Raw genomic sequence first — 14,171 nt, 5'->3', positions numbered from 1 at the left:
TGAACTGCATGTAGTCCACGCTTCCCTTTGCCGCGTCCCAGCTTGATTCCGGTGCGTCACCTGATTTCTCCCATTTCTTGGTGCCGCGTTCCTTCCTTTCGACTATCCAGGTGCCTGGGATTTTGCCGTTCGTGATCTCTTTTTCGTTACGAGACGCCAATTCCTTTTTCAGCTCATGGCATTCGCGGATCAGGCTGTCGCGTTGCTCCAGTAGCTTCTGTACCTGTTCATGCAATTCATCCCTGTGATGCTCGGCCAGTGCGCACCTGTCGCTAATTTCTATCGTTATGGCGTGTAGCTTTTCGTACTTCGCCCTAGATACCAGGTCTGTGCCGTTTTCTGTTTTTTCGTTACGTTGCGCTTTTGCCCGCTCGCGGTAAGCGCGCTGCCGCTCGGCGTTGCTCATGGCTTTGCCGGTGCTGGGTCGGCCCCGGCGGCGCTTGGCCTCGCCGAGGTCCAGGGGCTGAGTGCTGTTGTCCTTCGGATCGATCATGGCGGTGTGCTCCGTGCTGGTTGCATGGAGTAATTATAGTTACGTAACGATAAATAGACCAGCGTAACGTAACGATAAATCGACCGTTCGTCGTTAATGTTCGTTACGTAACGATAACTTGGCTCGCCTCGCTCGGCGGCTGGCTCGCGAGGCGCCGGATTCGTCTCGGCACAAGCCCACCCCGCGCCATGATTACCCCTCCTGGGCGTATCGCGGCCCGTCACAGAGCACCGCATCTGGTGCGCATTGCGTGCTGACAGATCTCCGCGGAATGTCCAGGCCGTCTAGCCCAGCGAGCAGCGCTGCCGGGCTTCCCGTCGGCTACAGCCAGAGAATTACTGCGATGGCGATGGTCACGGCGACGCCTACGATGGCCCATGAGGGCGCTTTCAGGCTGCGTGGCTGTTTGGAGTGCTGGATGGGTTTCTTTGGCTTCTTGGGCGCTTTGCGCGCCTCGTTGAACCATTCCCGGTCCTGTAGGCCCATGGTCGTCTCCGTGGCTGGGCAGGGTGGGGGTGCTGTAACACCCCCAATTCACCCCGGACTTCCATGGTTTGCTCTTGGCACCAGCTTCCATTCGGGGTGTATGACGCTGTCTGGCGTGGGTGTTATGATGTAGCAATCTACCGTCGCCTCACGCCCTATTCGTTGGGCGTGCTCTCTGATTACGATCTGAAGCCCTCGGCATTCGTTTTCCGTTGGCTTTAGGTAGACCTTTGGCTCTGGGTCCCCCTGGAACGCTACGACCAGTGCCCAGGCCATCATGCTGCGGTTTTCCTTGCCGCCTCTTCTTCCAGGCTTGCCAGGATTGCGCTGATCATTCCTCTTGCCATGGGCTTTAGGTTGTCTGGCAGGTCATTAAAACGCCGGAATAACGCTCTCATTTCTGGTGATATGTCGCGCTCGTGCTTGTCCATCAGAATCTCGTCGGTTGAGCACCCGAAGAGTTTGGCCATTGCGGCAACCTTGTCGCCTGGTGGTGGGTTTTTGTCTTTCTCCCAGCCGACCACTGTGTTTTCGCCGCTGCCTATCGCTTCTCCAAGCTTCTTTTGTGACAGGCCGTGCGCCTCTCTTTGGCGCTTTATGTTCTCGCCGATGCTCATGGCTGCCTCTTCTGTTACGGGGTTGTCCATGCACCCTATCTCCTGTTTGTTTATCCAATACCGATAAATGGTGTCTTTGACCGCAAGATTTCGTTTGCATTCGATCCGCGAAAAGCTGTAGCTTCTACCGCAATATTTGGGTGGTTGACAGCTTTTGAGGCTTCCATGGGGCGACAGCAGAGCAGGATGTTCTACGACTACCTCGCGGTCGAGCAGGTCTTTCCGTTCGAACTGCCGCAGGTGTCGGACACCCGTATTTGCTACTACGACAAGCGCACCGGCGAGCGCCTCAAGGTGACGGAACCGGGTTGGAAGCATGAGGGCAGCTACTCCACGTCGATCTCCATCCGCGCCGACGGCAACAAGCTGGTGGTGAAGGGCAATCCGAGCGCGGTTAACCGGCTGGATAACCTCGACGGGTTCCGCACTCTTGACGAGTGCATTGCGGTCTTCAACGAGATCGTCACGTCGTATACCGATGAGTATGGCTTCCGCCGGCTACCGCGCTTCACCAAGTGCACCGAGTGGGGCCTGCGCCAGGGCGAGGACGGCACTAAGTCGAGCATGGTCGGCAATGGCGCCCGCATCCGTCGTATTGACCTGACAACGAACCGGACAGTAGGGAAGGGCAACGACCTGGCCTACATCCGGGCGCTTTCAACCCAGCTGTGGAAGCGCAAGGTGGGCCATCTCTATGAGGACGGGCGAACCGTCGACTGGAAGGCTCGCGACCACTACGAGAAGGCGTATCAGAAGTCGCACGCCATTCGTAAGTTCCTGTTCCCAAAGTGCAAACGGAATTTTGGCGAGGACTCGCCCGAATTTCGCTACCTGCAGTCGCTGGCCAATTTCTGCGATGAGCATGGCGTGGTGCGGATGGAGCAGGAACTGAAAGCGGAATACCTGCAACGGGAGCGCCTGGAGTGGTGGGGGCTCTTTGATGAGTCCCGTTTCCGCGACATCCACGCGGAATTTTTGGCGATAGATCAGAAGCTTGAGGTGATGGGTATGGACTACAGCACGATTGCGCAGACGCTGAAAGAGAAGGGCATTGTTGCCTCCACTCAGTCCGCCAATGCGACCGCCAACATTGCTATGCAGTGGATGCACTGCCCGGGCATTCAGTTCGATTTTAAGAAGTCGCAGATGGAGGTTTACGCCTCTCGTCTCAACAAGATCGGCATCAACATCCGCATGCCCTACGACGTCACCCGGCATACCGCTGTGCTGGTTCGTCGTGCGACCGAAATCGTCACTAACGACAACCTGGTGCTGCCGAGTTTCTACCGGCACGCCCAGGCACCGCGCACCCAGCTGCGCCTGGTGGCCTGACGTGGCTCTCTTCGATCTTGCCGAGATGGATCGGTTGCCCAAGTGGGACGTTGTTTACCAGGGCATTTTTTGCCTGACCGTCTCCGCCGCCAGTGTTGAGGAAGCGTTTCAGATGGCTATGCATGCCCTCGGCGTCGACTCCGATGATGACGTTGAAGTTTGGGAGGTGGACTGATGCGCACCGTCTCCTTCCAGGGCGTCCAGCTTTCGGCCTCTGAGCGCGCCCGTGTAGCCCTCCAGGCATCGCTGCGCAGCTCCATTGTGGCCAACCCTGCCTTGCTCGAAATGCCCGTCCTGCAGCCTGCGCCGTATGAGTCTCGCGAGGACCGCGAGTGCCGGCGTTACTGGGAAATCGTGGCCGAGTTCAAGCGCTATGCCCGTACCGAAATTTGGTCTGACGGCACGCCCTGGGTGGGTGATGCCTTCGGCTTCTAACGCCCATCCGGGCACACGTTGAGAGAGGAAAGACGATGGATATTCAGGTTGAGATTGAGAGCGCCGAGGTGGTGGTCAAGTCGGGCAATTCGGCCAAGACCGGCAAGCCCTACCAGATCCGCGAGCAGAAGGCCTACGTCACCCTGCCGGGGCAGAAGTACCCGCAGCACATCAAGGTCACCCTGGATGACAACGCGGCTCCGTACGCGCCTGGTCTCTATACCGTCGGCCCGGACAGCTTCTACGTGGGGCGGTTCGAGGACCTGCAGATGCGCCTGCGCCTGGTGCCGCTGCAGAAAGCGCCTGTGCGCGCTGCCAGCTGATCGGGGAGGGCGCCTGGATGCTGATCGCTGAGCTTCTCGCCTGGTACGTCGCTGCCGGCGTCGTCGTTCACGGCCTCGGCCGCTGGGCTCGGTCGTGACCACGTACACGGTCGCCTGCGATGGCGAGATTCAGGTGCTCAGTGACGGCGCGCCCAGCTGCTCCACCCCCTGGGTGCTTGTTGAGTCGCACCAAGATTTCGACCCCTCCACGCTCGACCCTGTGGCACTTGCCCAGGCGTTCGGGGTCGGCTTCGTCTTCGTCGGCGTACCGCTAGCCGTCGTGTTCGGAGCCCGAGCAATCCTTAAGATGATTCGGAGTTAAGTCTATGAAACTGAACAAAAAAGGTGTCGTCGCCCTGGGCTCGCTCATGGCTGCTGCTGGTTCCGGTCTGGCTGCTGCTGCCGGTCCGGACTTCTCGGCCATTACGTCTGGCGTGGACTGGTCCACTGTCGTGACCGGCATCCTGGCAGTGGCTGCCCTGGCTGCTGCGGTCTACGTCGCCGTCCGTGGCGCCAAGATGCTGCTCGGCATGATCAAAAGCGCCTGACCGGGCCGCGTGTACAAGGGGCGGCTTCGGCCGCCCTTTTCTTTGGGGAGGGCGAAAGCATGGCTGATCTTTATTACTTCGTATCGTTCTTTTTCGGCGGCATGTCGGCCCTATGTTTCTTCTGGAGTCTTTGATATGCGCCGCATAATCTCTATATTCTTTCTTTTTCTGTGCGGTAGTGTTAACGCCGCCGATTATTATTGGACCAATTATTCCGGCATAAGTGCGGCATCACCGTTTCTTGCCTGTCATCAGAGTTATACAAGCCAGGTTAATGATTTGACGTCTCAGGGCAAGATTGTTGCTGACGGCTCTTCTAGTGTTCGTATAACAATGCAGAGTTCCACAAGGGCTCTTTGTTATTGGGCGACTACTTATAAGAATTCCCCGGGTGGCTCTGATCAGCCTTTGAGTGTTAATGGTTCGGTTTTTGATCGCCTTGGCGATAGTTGTGCCTCTGGTCTTACTTATAATTCTCAGACTGGTGCTTGTGAAACACCTGCAGGCGAGGATGGAACTCTTTGCGGCAATACCACTTGGCAGTCTACCGTTCCTTATGTTTGGTCGTCTGGCGAGTGCATCCGCGTTTATGATTCGCCTCCTGCTGTTATGTGTAAGGCGTTTTCTTCTCGCGACGGCGGTTCTGTGTCGCAGCTTTCTATTCATCTTGATACGCCTGAGAAGGGGCCTATTAATGGGCAGACCGTTGCATATCCGAATATCGGCTGCTCGGTTAGTGTCAAGTCTTCTCAGTGCACGGTAAATGCGGATGGCCAAGGTTCCGTTTGCGTGGTTGACGGCGTTTACACTGGCGGCGTTGGCGGTGGCACTGACAACCCCAAGGATCAGGACTGCCATGCGCTTGGTGGTTGCGAGGCGCCCGATTTAACTCCTAAGACCGATACCAATAATCAGCCGTGTAATTATTCGACGGGCGCTGACGGCTCTCAATCCTGCACGTCGAAACAAGAGACTAAAACGTCGGGCTCGCAGAACTGTGGCACGGCGAACGGCGTATTTAGTTGCGATTGGAAATCGCCTACTTCCAAGGGCATTGATATCGCCACGAACATCAGTACGACGACGAACGCCGATGGCTCTACCACGTCCGTGAAGACGGATGTTTCGACCAAGACTGTGTGCACCGACATGAATGTGTGCAGCAGCTCCACGACGACGACCAAAACCACGACGACTAAGGATGGCACGGGCGTGGTGACCTCTACGCAATCGACCTGCAGCGGCGCCGCCTGTGGTACTGGCTCGGCCTCTAATGGCAGCGGTACGGGCTCTGGCGGCACAGGGGAGGGCGAGGGCGGTGGTGACTGTGTGACGGCCGAGGAATGCAGTGACGGCTCTAGTCCGGACACGCCGAAGCTCGATGACGTGGACGATTACCAGACTACGACACAGAAGTTCTACGACACGGTGAAGTCAAGTCCGATTGCAACAGCGGTTGGCAATATATCGGCGCCTGATACTGGAACGGCTCCGACATTAACTACGCCTGCACTTCAGGTCCTGGGCGGGGCTTCATTGGACTACGGCATTATTCGCGACCTGAAGTCCACGATTGACGATGTTCTGCAGCCGACCATGCGAGCCTTCTGGTGTTTCGTGGCGGTTATGATTTTCCTCATGGCGTGAGGTGATTGATATGTTGGATTGGCTGAAAAGTTGGCTTAACGACATTCTGAAGTGGTTTGTTGATTGGGCAGAGTGGATACCGAAAAAGATTTACTCGGTAGCCATGGAAGGTATCGGTAAGTTCCTGAATGCTATTCCGGTGCCCGACTTCATGTCGCAGGCCGGCGGTGCGTTTGCGGGCATTCCTTCCTCGGTAATGTGGTTCGCCTCGACGTTTGAATTGAGCTTCGGCATTAAGGTGTGCCTGGCCGCATTGTTGGCTCGGTTTATCCTGCGCCGTATTCCGTTCATAGGGTGACGTCATGCCTATTGATGCGTATGTGGGCAAGCCTGGTCACGGTAAAAGTTATGGCGTTGTCCAACACGTGATTATTCCGTCGCTTAAACAGGGGCGGCATGTGGTAACGAATATCCCGCTGCAGGTGGATATGCTGCTGGAAGACTTCCCGCAGGGCTCTATCGATCAATTGCCGGCTGACTGGGATAAGCGTGACGACTTGGCGGACCTGGCTCCTCCGGGTTCTGTTCTGGTGCTCGATGAACTTTGGCGGCGTTGGCCGTCCGGGTTAAAGGCAACTGCCGTGCGCGAACAAGATAAGGCGCTGCTGGCCGAACATCGGCACCGTGTCGATAAGAACAATAAGTCGATGCGTATTGTGTTGGTCACCCAGGACCTGAGTCAGATTGCGTCGTTTGCCAGGGCGCTGATTGAGCAAACTTATCGGGTGGTAAAGAAGACTAAGAAGGCGTACCGCGTTGATATCTACAGCGGTGCGGCGACGGGGGATCGTCCGCCTAAGAGTCAGATGCAGCGGCAGTCGTTCGGCACGTATAAGCCCGAGGTCTACCGTTACTACAAGTCCGCCACGCAAAGCGAAACGGGCGACGTGGGCGACGAATCCAAGGCCGATAACCGCGGCAACATCTGGCGTTCGCCGGCTCTGTGGGGCCTGGTGGTGGCCATCCCTGTGCTGGTCCTGCCCGGCGTCTGGGGCGTGCATCGGTTCTTCGATCCGGAGGCGCGTGGTCTGCACGTGCAGAGCGAGCTCGTGAACCCGCCGCCAGCTGCTGCAGCGCCGGTACAGCAGGTGAGGGCGTCTGCCGATCGTGTTGTACAGGCGGTGACGGGTGTTTCGGTCAGCGGCGCGGCGCCTATGAGTGCGACCTGGCGCGTCGCCGGCTGGCTTGGCTGCTCGGTGCCGGTCGAGGGCGATCCGTCCAGGGTGAAGCCCTGCGGGGCCTCTGTGACCGGTGCTGGCTCGGTTAGTCGCACGTCGAGCGTTGTGCTGACGGATGGCTCGTCCAGGCGAATCGTGCCGATGGCTGAGTGCCGCTGGATTGAGCGTGACTTGTACGTGCTCTGCGATGTGGACGGCGAACGAGTGACGCCCTGGACCGGTCGCGGCGCGGTGACGAAGGTCGTGGATCCGGAGGCCTCTGTGCAGGCCCGGCAATCGGCTGTGAGCAGCGAGCGGAGCGACCTGCGATCAGCCGATGCCAGGCCGGTTCCTGCATCCGTTCAGCGGCCCTCGACGCCGCACGCTACAGCGACAGTCGTAACCGTTGTGCCGGACAGCGAATATGCTTCGCGTCCCTGGAGAGGCCAGGATGATTGAGCCTGCAGACGTGTTCGTTACGGCGTGCCTGGCGGCGCCGTTGCTGGTCCTGAACATCCTGGCGGTTTCCGAGGCGCTGGGCTTCATCGCTCGGTGCCTAGGCTTCGCATAATATCGTGACGTTACGTTAAGTCGGCTCCGGACAATGCTGATAAGCTCCGGGGCCGATTTAGCGTAATGTCCATTATGCGATGCCCGCCCTAGACATCCCCGAATATCTGTTACGTGACGCAAAACTCTGGTTCCCGGGGCGCGATGCCCTGGACTCGGTTTGCTGCATGCTTGAGGACTACCCGCGCCTGGCGGGTGAGATTCGACAACTGAGGCGCCGGGTTGCCCAGCTGGACGAGGAGGGGAGTCTGTTGGATGACCGCCTGGAAGCGCTCCAGGCGGCTTGCCGGGCTATTTTGGAGCTTTAGGCCAGTAGATCATTCCTTTGAACGTGCCGGCTGTGCAGCGAGCTCTCCAGTTGTCGTCCTGACCTGTTCCTGATGTGAACTGCATGTAGTCCACGCTTCCCTTTGCCGCGTCCCAGCTTGATTCCGGTGCGTCACCTGATTTCTCCCATTTCTTGGTGCCGCGTTCCTTCCTTTCGACTATCCAGGTGCCTGGGATTTTGCCGTTCGTGATCTCTTTTTCGTTACGAGACGCCAATTCCTTTTTCAGCTCATGGCATTCGCGGATCAGGCTGTCGCGTTGCTCCAGTAGCTTCTGTACCTGTTCATGCAATTCATCCCTGTGATGCTCGGCCAGTGCGCACCTGTCGCTAATTTCTATCGTTATGGCGTGTAGCTTTTCGTACTTCGCCCTAGATACCAGGTCTGTGCCGTTTTCTGTTTTTTCGTTACGTTGCGCTTTTGCCCGCTCGCGGTAAGCGCGCTGCCGCTCGGCGTTGCTCATGGCTTTGCCGGTGCTGGGTCGGCCCCGGCGGCGCTTGGCCTCGCCGAGGTCCAGGGGCTGAGTGCTGTTGTCCTTCGGATCGATCATGGCGGTGTGCTCCGTGCTGGTTGCATGGAGTAATTATAGTTACGTAACGATAAATAGACCAGCGTAACGTAACGATAAATCGACCGTTCGTCGTTAATGTTCGTTACGTAACGATAACTTGGCTCGCCTCGCTCGGCGGCTGGCTCGCGAGGCGCCGGATTCGTCTCGGCACAAGCCCACCCCGCGCCATGATTACCCCTCCTGGGCGTATCGCGGCCCGTCACAGAGCACCGCATCTGGTGCGCATTGCGTGCTGACAGATCTCCGCGGAATGTCCAGGCCGTCTAGCCCAGCGAGCAGCGCTGCCGGGCTTCCCGTCGGCTACAGCCAGAGAATTACTGCGATGGCGATGGTCACGGCGACGCCTACGATGGCCCATGAGGGCGCTTTCAGGCTGCGTGGCTGTTTGGAGTGCTGGATGGGTTTCTTTGGCTTCTTGGGCGCTTTGCGCGCCTCGTTGAACCATTCCCGGTCCTGTAGGCCCATGGTCGTCTCCGTGGCTGGGCAGGGTGGGGGTGCTGTAACACCCCCAATTCACCCCGGACTTCCATGGTTTGCTCTTGGCACCAGCTTCCATTCGGGGTGTATGACGCTGTCTGGCGTGGGTGTTATGATGTAGCAATCTACCGTCGCCTCACGCCCTATTCGTTGGGCGTGCTCTCTGATTACGATCTGAAGCCCTCGGCATTCGTTTTCCGTTGGCTTTAGGTAGACCTTTGGCTCTGGGTCCCCCTGGAACGCTACGACCAGTGCCCAGGCCATCATGCTGCGGTTTTCCTTGCCGCCTCTTCTTCCAGGCTTGCCAGGATTGCGCTGATCATTCCTCTTGCCATGGGCTTTAGGTTGTCTGGCAGGTCATTAAAACGCCGGAATAACGCTCTCATTTCTGGTGATATGTCGCGCTCGTGCTTGTCCATCAGAATCTCGTCGGTTGAGCACCCGAAGAGTTTGGCCATTGCGGCAACCTTGTCGCCTGGTGGTGGGTTTTTGTCTTTCTCCCAGCCGACCACTGTGTTTTCGCCGCTGCCTATCGCTTCTCCAAGCTTCTTTTGTGACAGGCCGTGCGCCTCTCTTTGGCGCTTTATGTTCTCGCCGATGCTCATGGCTGCCTCTTCTGTTACGGGGTTGTCCATGCACCCTATCTCCTGTTTGTTTATCCAATACCGATAAATGGTGTCTTTGACCGCAAGATTTCGTTTGCATTCGATCCGCGAAAAGCTGTAGCTTCTACCGCAATATTTGGGTGGTTGACAGCTTTTGAGGCTTCCATGGGGCGACAGCAGAGCAGGATGTTCTACGACTACCTCGCGGTCGAGCAGGTCTTTCCGTTCGAACTGCCGCAGGTGTCGGACACCCGTATTTGCTACTACGACAAGCGCACCGGCGAGCGCCTCAAGGTGACGGAACCGGGTTGGAAGCATGAGGGCAGCTACTCCACGTCGATCTCCATCCGCGCCGACGGCAACAAGCTGGTGGTGAAGGGCAATCCGAGCGCGGTTAACCGGCTGGATAACCTCGACGGGTTCCGCACTCTTGACGAGTGCATTGCGGTCTTCAACGAGATCGTCACGTCGTATACCGATGAGTATGGCTTCCGCCGGCTACCGCGCTTCACCAAGTGCACCGAGTGGGGCCTGCGCCAGGGCGAGGACGGCACTAAGTCGAGCATGGTCGGCAATGGCGCCCGCATCCGTCGTATTGACCTGACAACGAACCGGACAGTAGGGAAGGGCAACGACCTGGCCTACATCCGGGCGCTTTCAACCCAGCTGTGGAAGCGCAAGGTGGGCCATCTCTATGAGGACGGGCGAACCGTCGACTGGAAGGCTCGCGACCACTACGAGAAGGCGTATCAGAAGTCGCACGCCATTCGTAAGTTCCTGTTCCCAAAGTGCAAACGGAATTTTGGCGAGGACTCGCCCGAATTTCGCTACCTGCAGTCGCTGGCCAATTTCTGCGATGAGCATGGCGTGGTGCGGATGGAGCAGGAACTGAAAGCGGAATACCTGCAACGGGAGCGCCTGGAGTGGTGGGGGCTCTTTGATGAGTCCCGTTTCCGCGACATCCACGCGGAATTTTTGGCGATAGATCAGAAGCTTGAGGTGATGGGTATGGACTACAGCACGATTGCGCAGACGCTGAAAGAGAAGGGCATTGTTGCCTCCACTCAGTCCGCCAATGCGACCGCCAACATTGCTATGCAGTGGATGCACTGCCCGGGCATTCAGTTCGATTTTAAGAAGTCGCAGATGGAGGTTTACGCCTCTCGTCTCAACAAGATCGGCATCAACATCCGCATGCCCTACGACGTCACCCGGCATACCGCTGTGCTGGTTCGTCGTGCGACCGAAATCGTCACTAACGACAACCTGGTGCTGCCGAGTTTCTACCGGCACGCCCAGGCACCGCGCACCCAGCTGCGCCTGGTGGCCTGACGTGGCTCTCTTCGATCTTGCCGAGATGGATCGGTTGCCCAAGTGGGACGTTGTTTACCAGGGCATTTTTTGCCTGACCGTCTCCGCCGCCAGTGTTGAGGAAGCGTTTCAGATGGCTATGCATGCCCTCGGCGTCGACTCCGATGATGACGTTGAAGTTTGGGAGGTGGACTGATGCGCACCGTCTCCTTCCAGGGCGTCCAGCTTTCGGCCTCTGAGCGCGCCCGTGTAGCCCTCCAGGCATCGCTGCGCAGCTCCATTGTGGCCAACCCTGCCTTGCTCGAAATGCCCGTCCTGCAGCCTGCGCCGTATGAGTCTCGCGAGGACCGCGAGTGCCGGCGTTACTGGGAAATCGTGGCCGAGTTCAAGCGCTATGCCCGTACCGAAATTTGGTCTGACGGCACGCCCTGGGTGGGTGATGCCTTCGGCTTCTAACGCCCATCCGGGCACACGTTGAGAGAGGAAAGACGATGGATATTCAGGTTGAGATTGAGAGCGCCGAGGTGGTGGTCAAGTCGGGCAATTCGGCCAAGACCGGCAAGCCCTACCAGATCCGCGAGCAGAAGGCCTACGTCACCCTGCCGGGGCAGAAGTACCCGCAGCACATCAAGGTCACCCTGGATGACAACGCGGCTCCGTACGCGCCTGGTCTCTATACCGTCGGCCCGGACAGCTTCTACGTGGGGCGGTTCGAGGACCTGCAGATGCGCCTGCGCCTGGTGCCGCTGCAGAAAGCGCCTGTGCGCGCTGCCAGCTGATCGGGGAGGGCGCCTGGATGCTGATCGCTGAGCTTCTCGCCTGGTACGTCGCTGCCGGCGTCGTCGTTCACGGCCTCGGCCGCTGGGCTCGGTCGTGACCACGTACACGGTCGCCTGCGATGGCGAGATTCAGGTGCTCAGTGACGGCGCGCCCAGCTGCTCCACCCCCTGGGTGCTTGTTGAGTCGCACCAAGATTTCGACCCCTCCACGCTCGACCCTGTGGCACTTGCCCAGGCGTTCGGGGTCGGCTTCGTCTTCGTCGGCGTACCGCTAGCCGTCGTGTTCGGAGCCCGAGCAATCCTTAAGATGATTCGGAGTTAAGTCTATGAAACTGAACAAAAAAGGTGTCGTCGCCCTGGGCTCGCTCATGGCTGCTGCTGGTTCCGGTCTGGCTGCTGCTGCCGGTCCGGACTTCTCGGCCATTACGTCTGGCGTGGACTGGTCCACTGTCGTGACCGGCATCCTGGCAGTGGCTGCCCTGGCTGCTGCGGTCTACGTCGCCGTCCGTGGCGCCAAGATGCTGCTCGGCATGATCAAAAGCGCCTGACCGGGCCGCGTGTACAAGGGGCGGCTTCGGCCGCCCTTTTCTTTGGGGAGGGCGAAAGCATGGCTGATCTTTATTACTTCGTATCGTTCTTTTTCGGCGGCATGTCGGCCCTATGTTTCTTCTGGAGTCTTTGATATGCGCCGCATAATCTCTATATTCTTTCTTTTTCTGTGCGGTAGTGTTAACGCCGCCGATTATTATTGGACCAATTATTCCGGCATAAGTGCGGCATCACCGTTTCTTGCCTGTCATCAGAGTTATACAAGCCAGGTTAATGATTTGACGTCTCAGGGCAAGATTGTTGCTGACGGCTCTTCTAGTGTTCGTATAACAATGCAGAGTTCCACAAGGGCTCTTTGTTATTGGGCGACTACTTATAAGAATTCCCCGGGTGGCTCTGATCAGCCTTTGAGTGTTAATGGTTCGGTTTTTGATCGCCTTGGCGATAGTTGTGCCTCTGGTCTTACTTATAATTCTCAGACTGGTGCTTGTGAAACACCTGCAGGCGAGGATGGAACTCTTTGCGGCAATACCACTTGGCAGTCTACCGTTCCTTATGTTTGGTCGTCTGGCGAGTGCATCCGCGTTTATGATTCGCCTCCTGCTGTTATGTGTAAGGCGTTTTCTTCTCGCGACGGCGGTTCTGTGTCGCAGCTTTCTATTCATCTTGATACGCCTGAGAAGGGGCCTATTAATGGGCAGACCGTTGCATATCCGAATATCGGCTGCTCGGTTAGTGTCAAGTCTTCTCAGTGCACGGTAAATGCGGATGGCCAAGGTTCCGTTTGCGTGGTTGACGGCGTTTACACTGGCGGCGTTGGCGGTGGCACTGACAACCCCAAGGATCAGGACTGCCATGCGCTTGGTGGTTGCGAGGCGCCCGATTTAACTCCTAAGACCGATACCAATAATCAGCCGTGTAATTATTCGACGGGCGCTGACGGCTCTCAATCCTGCACGTCGAAACAAGAGACTAAAACGTCGGGCTCGCAGAACTGTGGCACGGCGAACGGCGTATTTAGTTGCGATTGGAAATCGCCTACTTCCAAGGGCATTGATATCGCCACGAACATCAGTACGACGACGAACGCCGATGGCTCTACCACGTCCGTGAAGACGGATGTTTCGACCAAGACTGTGTGCACCGACATGAATGTGTGCAGCAGCTCCACGACGACGACCAAAACCACGACGACTAAGGATGGCACGGGCGTGGTGACCTCTACGCAATCGACCTGCAGCGGCGCCGCCTGTGGTACTGGCTCGGCCTCTAATGGCAGCGGTACGGGCTCTGGCGGCACAGGGGAGGGCGAGGGCGGTGGTGACTGTGTGACGGCCGAGGAATGCAGTGACGGCTCTAGTCCGGACACGCCGAAGCTCGATGACGTGGACGATTACCAGACTACGACACAGAAGTTCTACGACACGGTGAAGTCAAGTCCGATTGCAACAGCGGTTGGCAATATATCGGCGCCTGATACTGGAACGGCTCCGACATTAACTACGCCTGCACTTCAGGTCCTGGGCGGGGCTTCATTGGACTACGGCATTATTCGCGACCTGAAGTCCACGATTGACGATGTTCTGCAGCCGACCATGCGAGCCTTCTGGTGTTTCGTGGCGGTTATGATTTTCCTCATGGCGTGAGGTGATTGATATGTTGGATTGGCTGAAAAGTTGGCTTAACGACATTCTGAAGTGGTTTGTTGATTGGGCAGAGTGGATACCGAAAAAGATTTACTCGGTAGCCATGGAAGGTATCGGTAAGTTCCTGAATGCTATTCCGGTGCCCGACTTCATGTCGCAGGCCGGCGGTGCGTTTGCGGGCATTCCTTCCTCGGTAATGTGGTTCGCCTCGACGTTTGAATTGAGCTTCGGCATTAAGGTGTGCCTGGCCGCATTGTTGGCTCGGTTTATCCTGCGCCGTATTCCGTTCATAGGGTGAC

At 57.6% G+C, this 14,171-nt stretch carries 21 protein-coding genes; 15 read left to right on the top strand and 6 right to left on the bottom strand.

Features of this window, described 5'->3' with window-relative positions; translation table 11 throughout:
• The 3 genes from M8R19_RS33060 to M8R19_RS33050 all read right to left on the bottom strand — a co-directional run.
• A partial coding sequence (locus M8R19_RS33060; RefSeq protein WP_502943055.1) for a hypothetical protein occupies positions 1–493 on the bottom strand: 493 nt, incomplete at its 3' end.
• Positions 494–814: 321 nt separating this feature from the next.
• Complete coding sequence (locus tag M8R19_RS33055; protein WP_249916639.1) at positions 815–979, bottom strand: hypothetical protein; 165 nt, start codon at positions 977–979, stop codon at positions 815–817.
• A 275-nt stretch (positions 980–1,254) separates the two neighbouring features.
• Positions 1,255–1,626: a helix-turn-helix domain-containing protein gene (locus tag M8R19_RS33050; RefSeq protein WP_249916638.1), complete on the bottom strand. Its 372-nt coding sequence runs from the start codon at positions 1,624–1,626 to the stop codon at positions 1,255–1,257.
• A 156-nt stretch (positions 1,627–1,782) separates the two neighbouring features.
• Between M8R19_RS33050 and M8R19_RS33045 the strand changes: the two genes are divergently transcribed.
• The 8 genes from M8R19_RS33045 (at position 1,783) to M8R19_RS33010 (ending at position 7,497) form a co-directional block, all read left to right on the top strand.
• Positions 1,783–2,928 carry a phage/plasmid replication domain-containing protein gene (locus M8R19_RS33045; RefSeq protein WP_249916646.1) on the top strand — a complete coding sequence of 382 codons (1,146 nt, stop codon included), beginning with the start codon at positions 1,783–1,785 and terminating at the stop codon, positions 2,926–2,928.
• Between the two features lies 1 nt (position 2,929).
• Complete coding sequence (locus M8R19_RS33040) at positions 2,930–3,103, top strand: hypothetical protein (protein ID WP_249916645.1); 174 nt, start codon at positions 2,930–2,932, stop codon at positions 3,101–3,103.
• Positions 3,103–3,363: a hypothetical protein gene (locus M8R19_RS33035; protein WP_249916644.1), complete on the top strand. Its 261-nt coding sequence runs from the start codon at positions 3,103–3,105 to the stop codon at positions 3,361–3,363. The genes M8R19_RS33040 and M8R19_RS33035 overlap by 1 nt, the downstream gene beginning before the upstream one ends.
• Positions 3,364–3,398: 35 nt before the next feature.
• Positions 3,399–3,686 carry a single-stranded DNA-binding protein gene (locus tag M8R19_RS33030; protein ID WP_043272796.1) on the top strand — a complete coding sequence of 96 codons (288 nt, stop codon included), beginning with the start codon at positions 3,399–3,401 and terminating at the stop codon, positions 3,684–3,686.
• A 326-nt stretch (positions 3,687–4,012) separates the two neighbouring features.
• Positions 4,013–4,234 (top strand): hypothetical protein, encoded by a 222-nt coding sequence (locus tag M8R19_RS33025; RefSeq protein WP_249916643.1) that lies wholly within the window; start codon positions 4,013–4,015, stop codon positions 4,232–4,234.
• Between the two features lie 135 nt (positions 4,235–4,369).
• Positions 4,370–5,881, top strand: coding sequence for a hypothetical protein (locus tag M8R19_RS33020; protein ID WP_249916642.1), 1,512 nt, complete (start codon positions 4,370–4,372; stop codon positions 5,879–5,881).
• A gap of 10 nt (positions 5,882–5,891) precedes the next feature.
• Positions 5,892–6,179: a hypothetical protein gene (locus tag M8R19_RS33015; RefSeq protein ID WP_058491135.1), complete on the top strand. Its 288-nt coding sequence runs from the start codon at positions 5,892–5,894 to the stop codon at positions 6,177–6,179.
• Between the two features lie 4 nt (positions 6,180–6,183).
• Positions 6,184–7,497: a zonular occludens toxin domain-containing protein gene (locus tag M8R19_RS33010; RefSeq protein WP_249916641.1), complete on the top strand. Its 1,314-nt coding sequence runs from the start codon at positions 6,184–6,186 to the stop codon at positions 7,495–7,497.
• Between the two features lie 402 nt (positions 7,498–7,899).
• On the opposite strand, the gene M8R19_RS33005 is transcribed toward M8R19_RS33010, so the two are convergent.
• The 3 genes from M8R19_RS33005 to M8R19_RS32995 form a co-directional block, all read right to left on the bottom strand.
• On the bottom strand, positions 7,900–8,484 hold the full coding sequence (locus tag M8R19_RS33005; protein WP_249916640.1) for a hypothetical protein: 585 nt from the start codon (positions 8,482–8,484) through the stop codon (positions 7,900–7,902).
• A gap of 321 nt (positions 8,485–8,805) precedes the next feature.
• Positions 8,806–8,970: a hypothetical protein gene (locus tag M8R19_RS33000; RefSeq protein WP_249916639.1), complete on the bottom strand. Its 165-nt coding sequence runs from the start codon at positions 8,968–8,970 to the stop codon at positions 8,806–8,808.
• A gap of 275 nt (positions 8,971–9,245) precedes the next feature.
• A complete protein-coding gene (locus tag M8R19_RS32995) occupies positions 9,246–9,617 on the bottom strand; it encodes a helix-turn-helix domain-containing protein (RefSeq protein WP_249916638.1) in 372 nt (123 codons plus the stop codon).
• A gap of 156 nt (positions 9,618–9,773) precedes the next feature.
• Here M8R19_RS32995 and M8R19_RS32990 point away from each other — a divergent pair, with 156 nt between their 5' ends.
• From M8R19_RS32990 to M8R19_RS32960, 7 genes are all read left to right on the top strand, one after another.
• Entirely contained in the window at positions 9,774–10,919 is a 1,146-nt protein-coding gene (locus M8R19_RS32990) for a phage/plasmid replication domain-containing protein (protein WP_249916646.1), read from the top strand.
• Position 10,920: 1 nt separating this feature from the next.
• Positions 10,921–11,094, top strand: a complete 174-nt coding sequence (locus M8R19_RS32985; RefSeq protein WP_249916645.1) for a hypothetical protein — start codon at positions 10,921–10,923, stop codon at positions 11,092–11,094.
• Positions 11,094–11,354: a hypothetical protein gene (locus M8R19_RS32980; protein WP_249916644.1), complete on the top strand. Its 261-nt coding sequence runs from the start codon at positions 11,094–11,096 to the stop codon at positions 11,352–11,354. The genes M8R19_RS32985 and M8R19_RS32980 overlap by 1 nt, the downstream gene beginning before the upstream one ends.
• Positions 11,355–11,389: 35 nt before the next feature.
• Complete coding sequence (locus M8R19_RS32975; RefSeq protein WP_043272796.1) at positions 11,390–11,677, top strand: single-stranded DNA-binding protein; 288 nt, start codon at positions 11,390–11,392, stop codon at positions 11,675–11,677.
• Positions 11,678–12,003: 326 nt separating this feature from the next.
• Positions 12,004–12,225, top strand: coding sequence for a hypothetical protein (locus M8R19_RS32970; protein ID WP_249916643.1), 222 nt, complete (start codon positions 12,004–12,006; stop codon positions 12,223–12,225).
• A 135-nt stretch (positions 12,226–12,360) separates the two neighbouring features.
• Positions 12,361–13,872 carry a hypothetical protein gene (locus tag M8R19_RS32965; protein WP_249916642.1) on the top strand — a complete coding sequence of 504 codons (1,512 nt, stop codon included), beginning with the start codon at positions 12,361–12,363 and terminating at the stop codon, positions 13,870–13,872.
• Positions 13,873–13,882: 10 nt separating this feature from the next.
• Entirely contained in the window at positions 13,883–14,170 is a 288-nt protein-coding gene (locus tag M8R19_RS32960; RefSeq protein WP_058491135.1) for a hypothetical protein, read from the top strand.
• The last annotated feature ends 1 nt before the right edge of the window (position 14,171 follow it).

The sequence above is a fragment of the Pseudomonas sp. R3.Fl genome, assembly GCF_023516765.1.
Lineage (GTDB): Bacteria > Pseudomonadota > Gammaproteobacteria > Pseudomonadales > Pseudomonadaceae > Pseudomonas > Pseudomonas citronellolis.
This window is presented reverse-complemented; position numbering and strand designations above follow the sequence as displayed.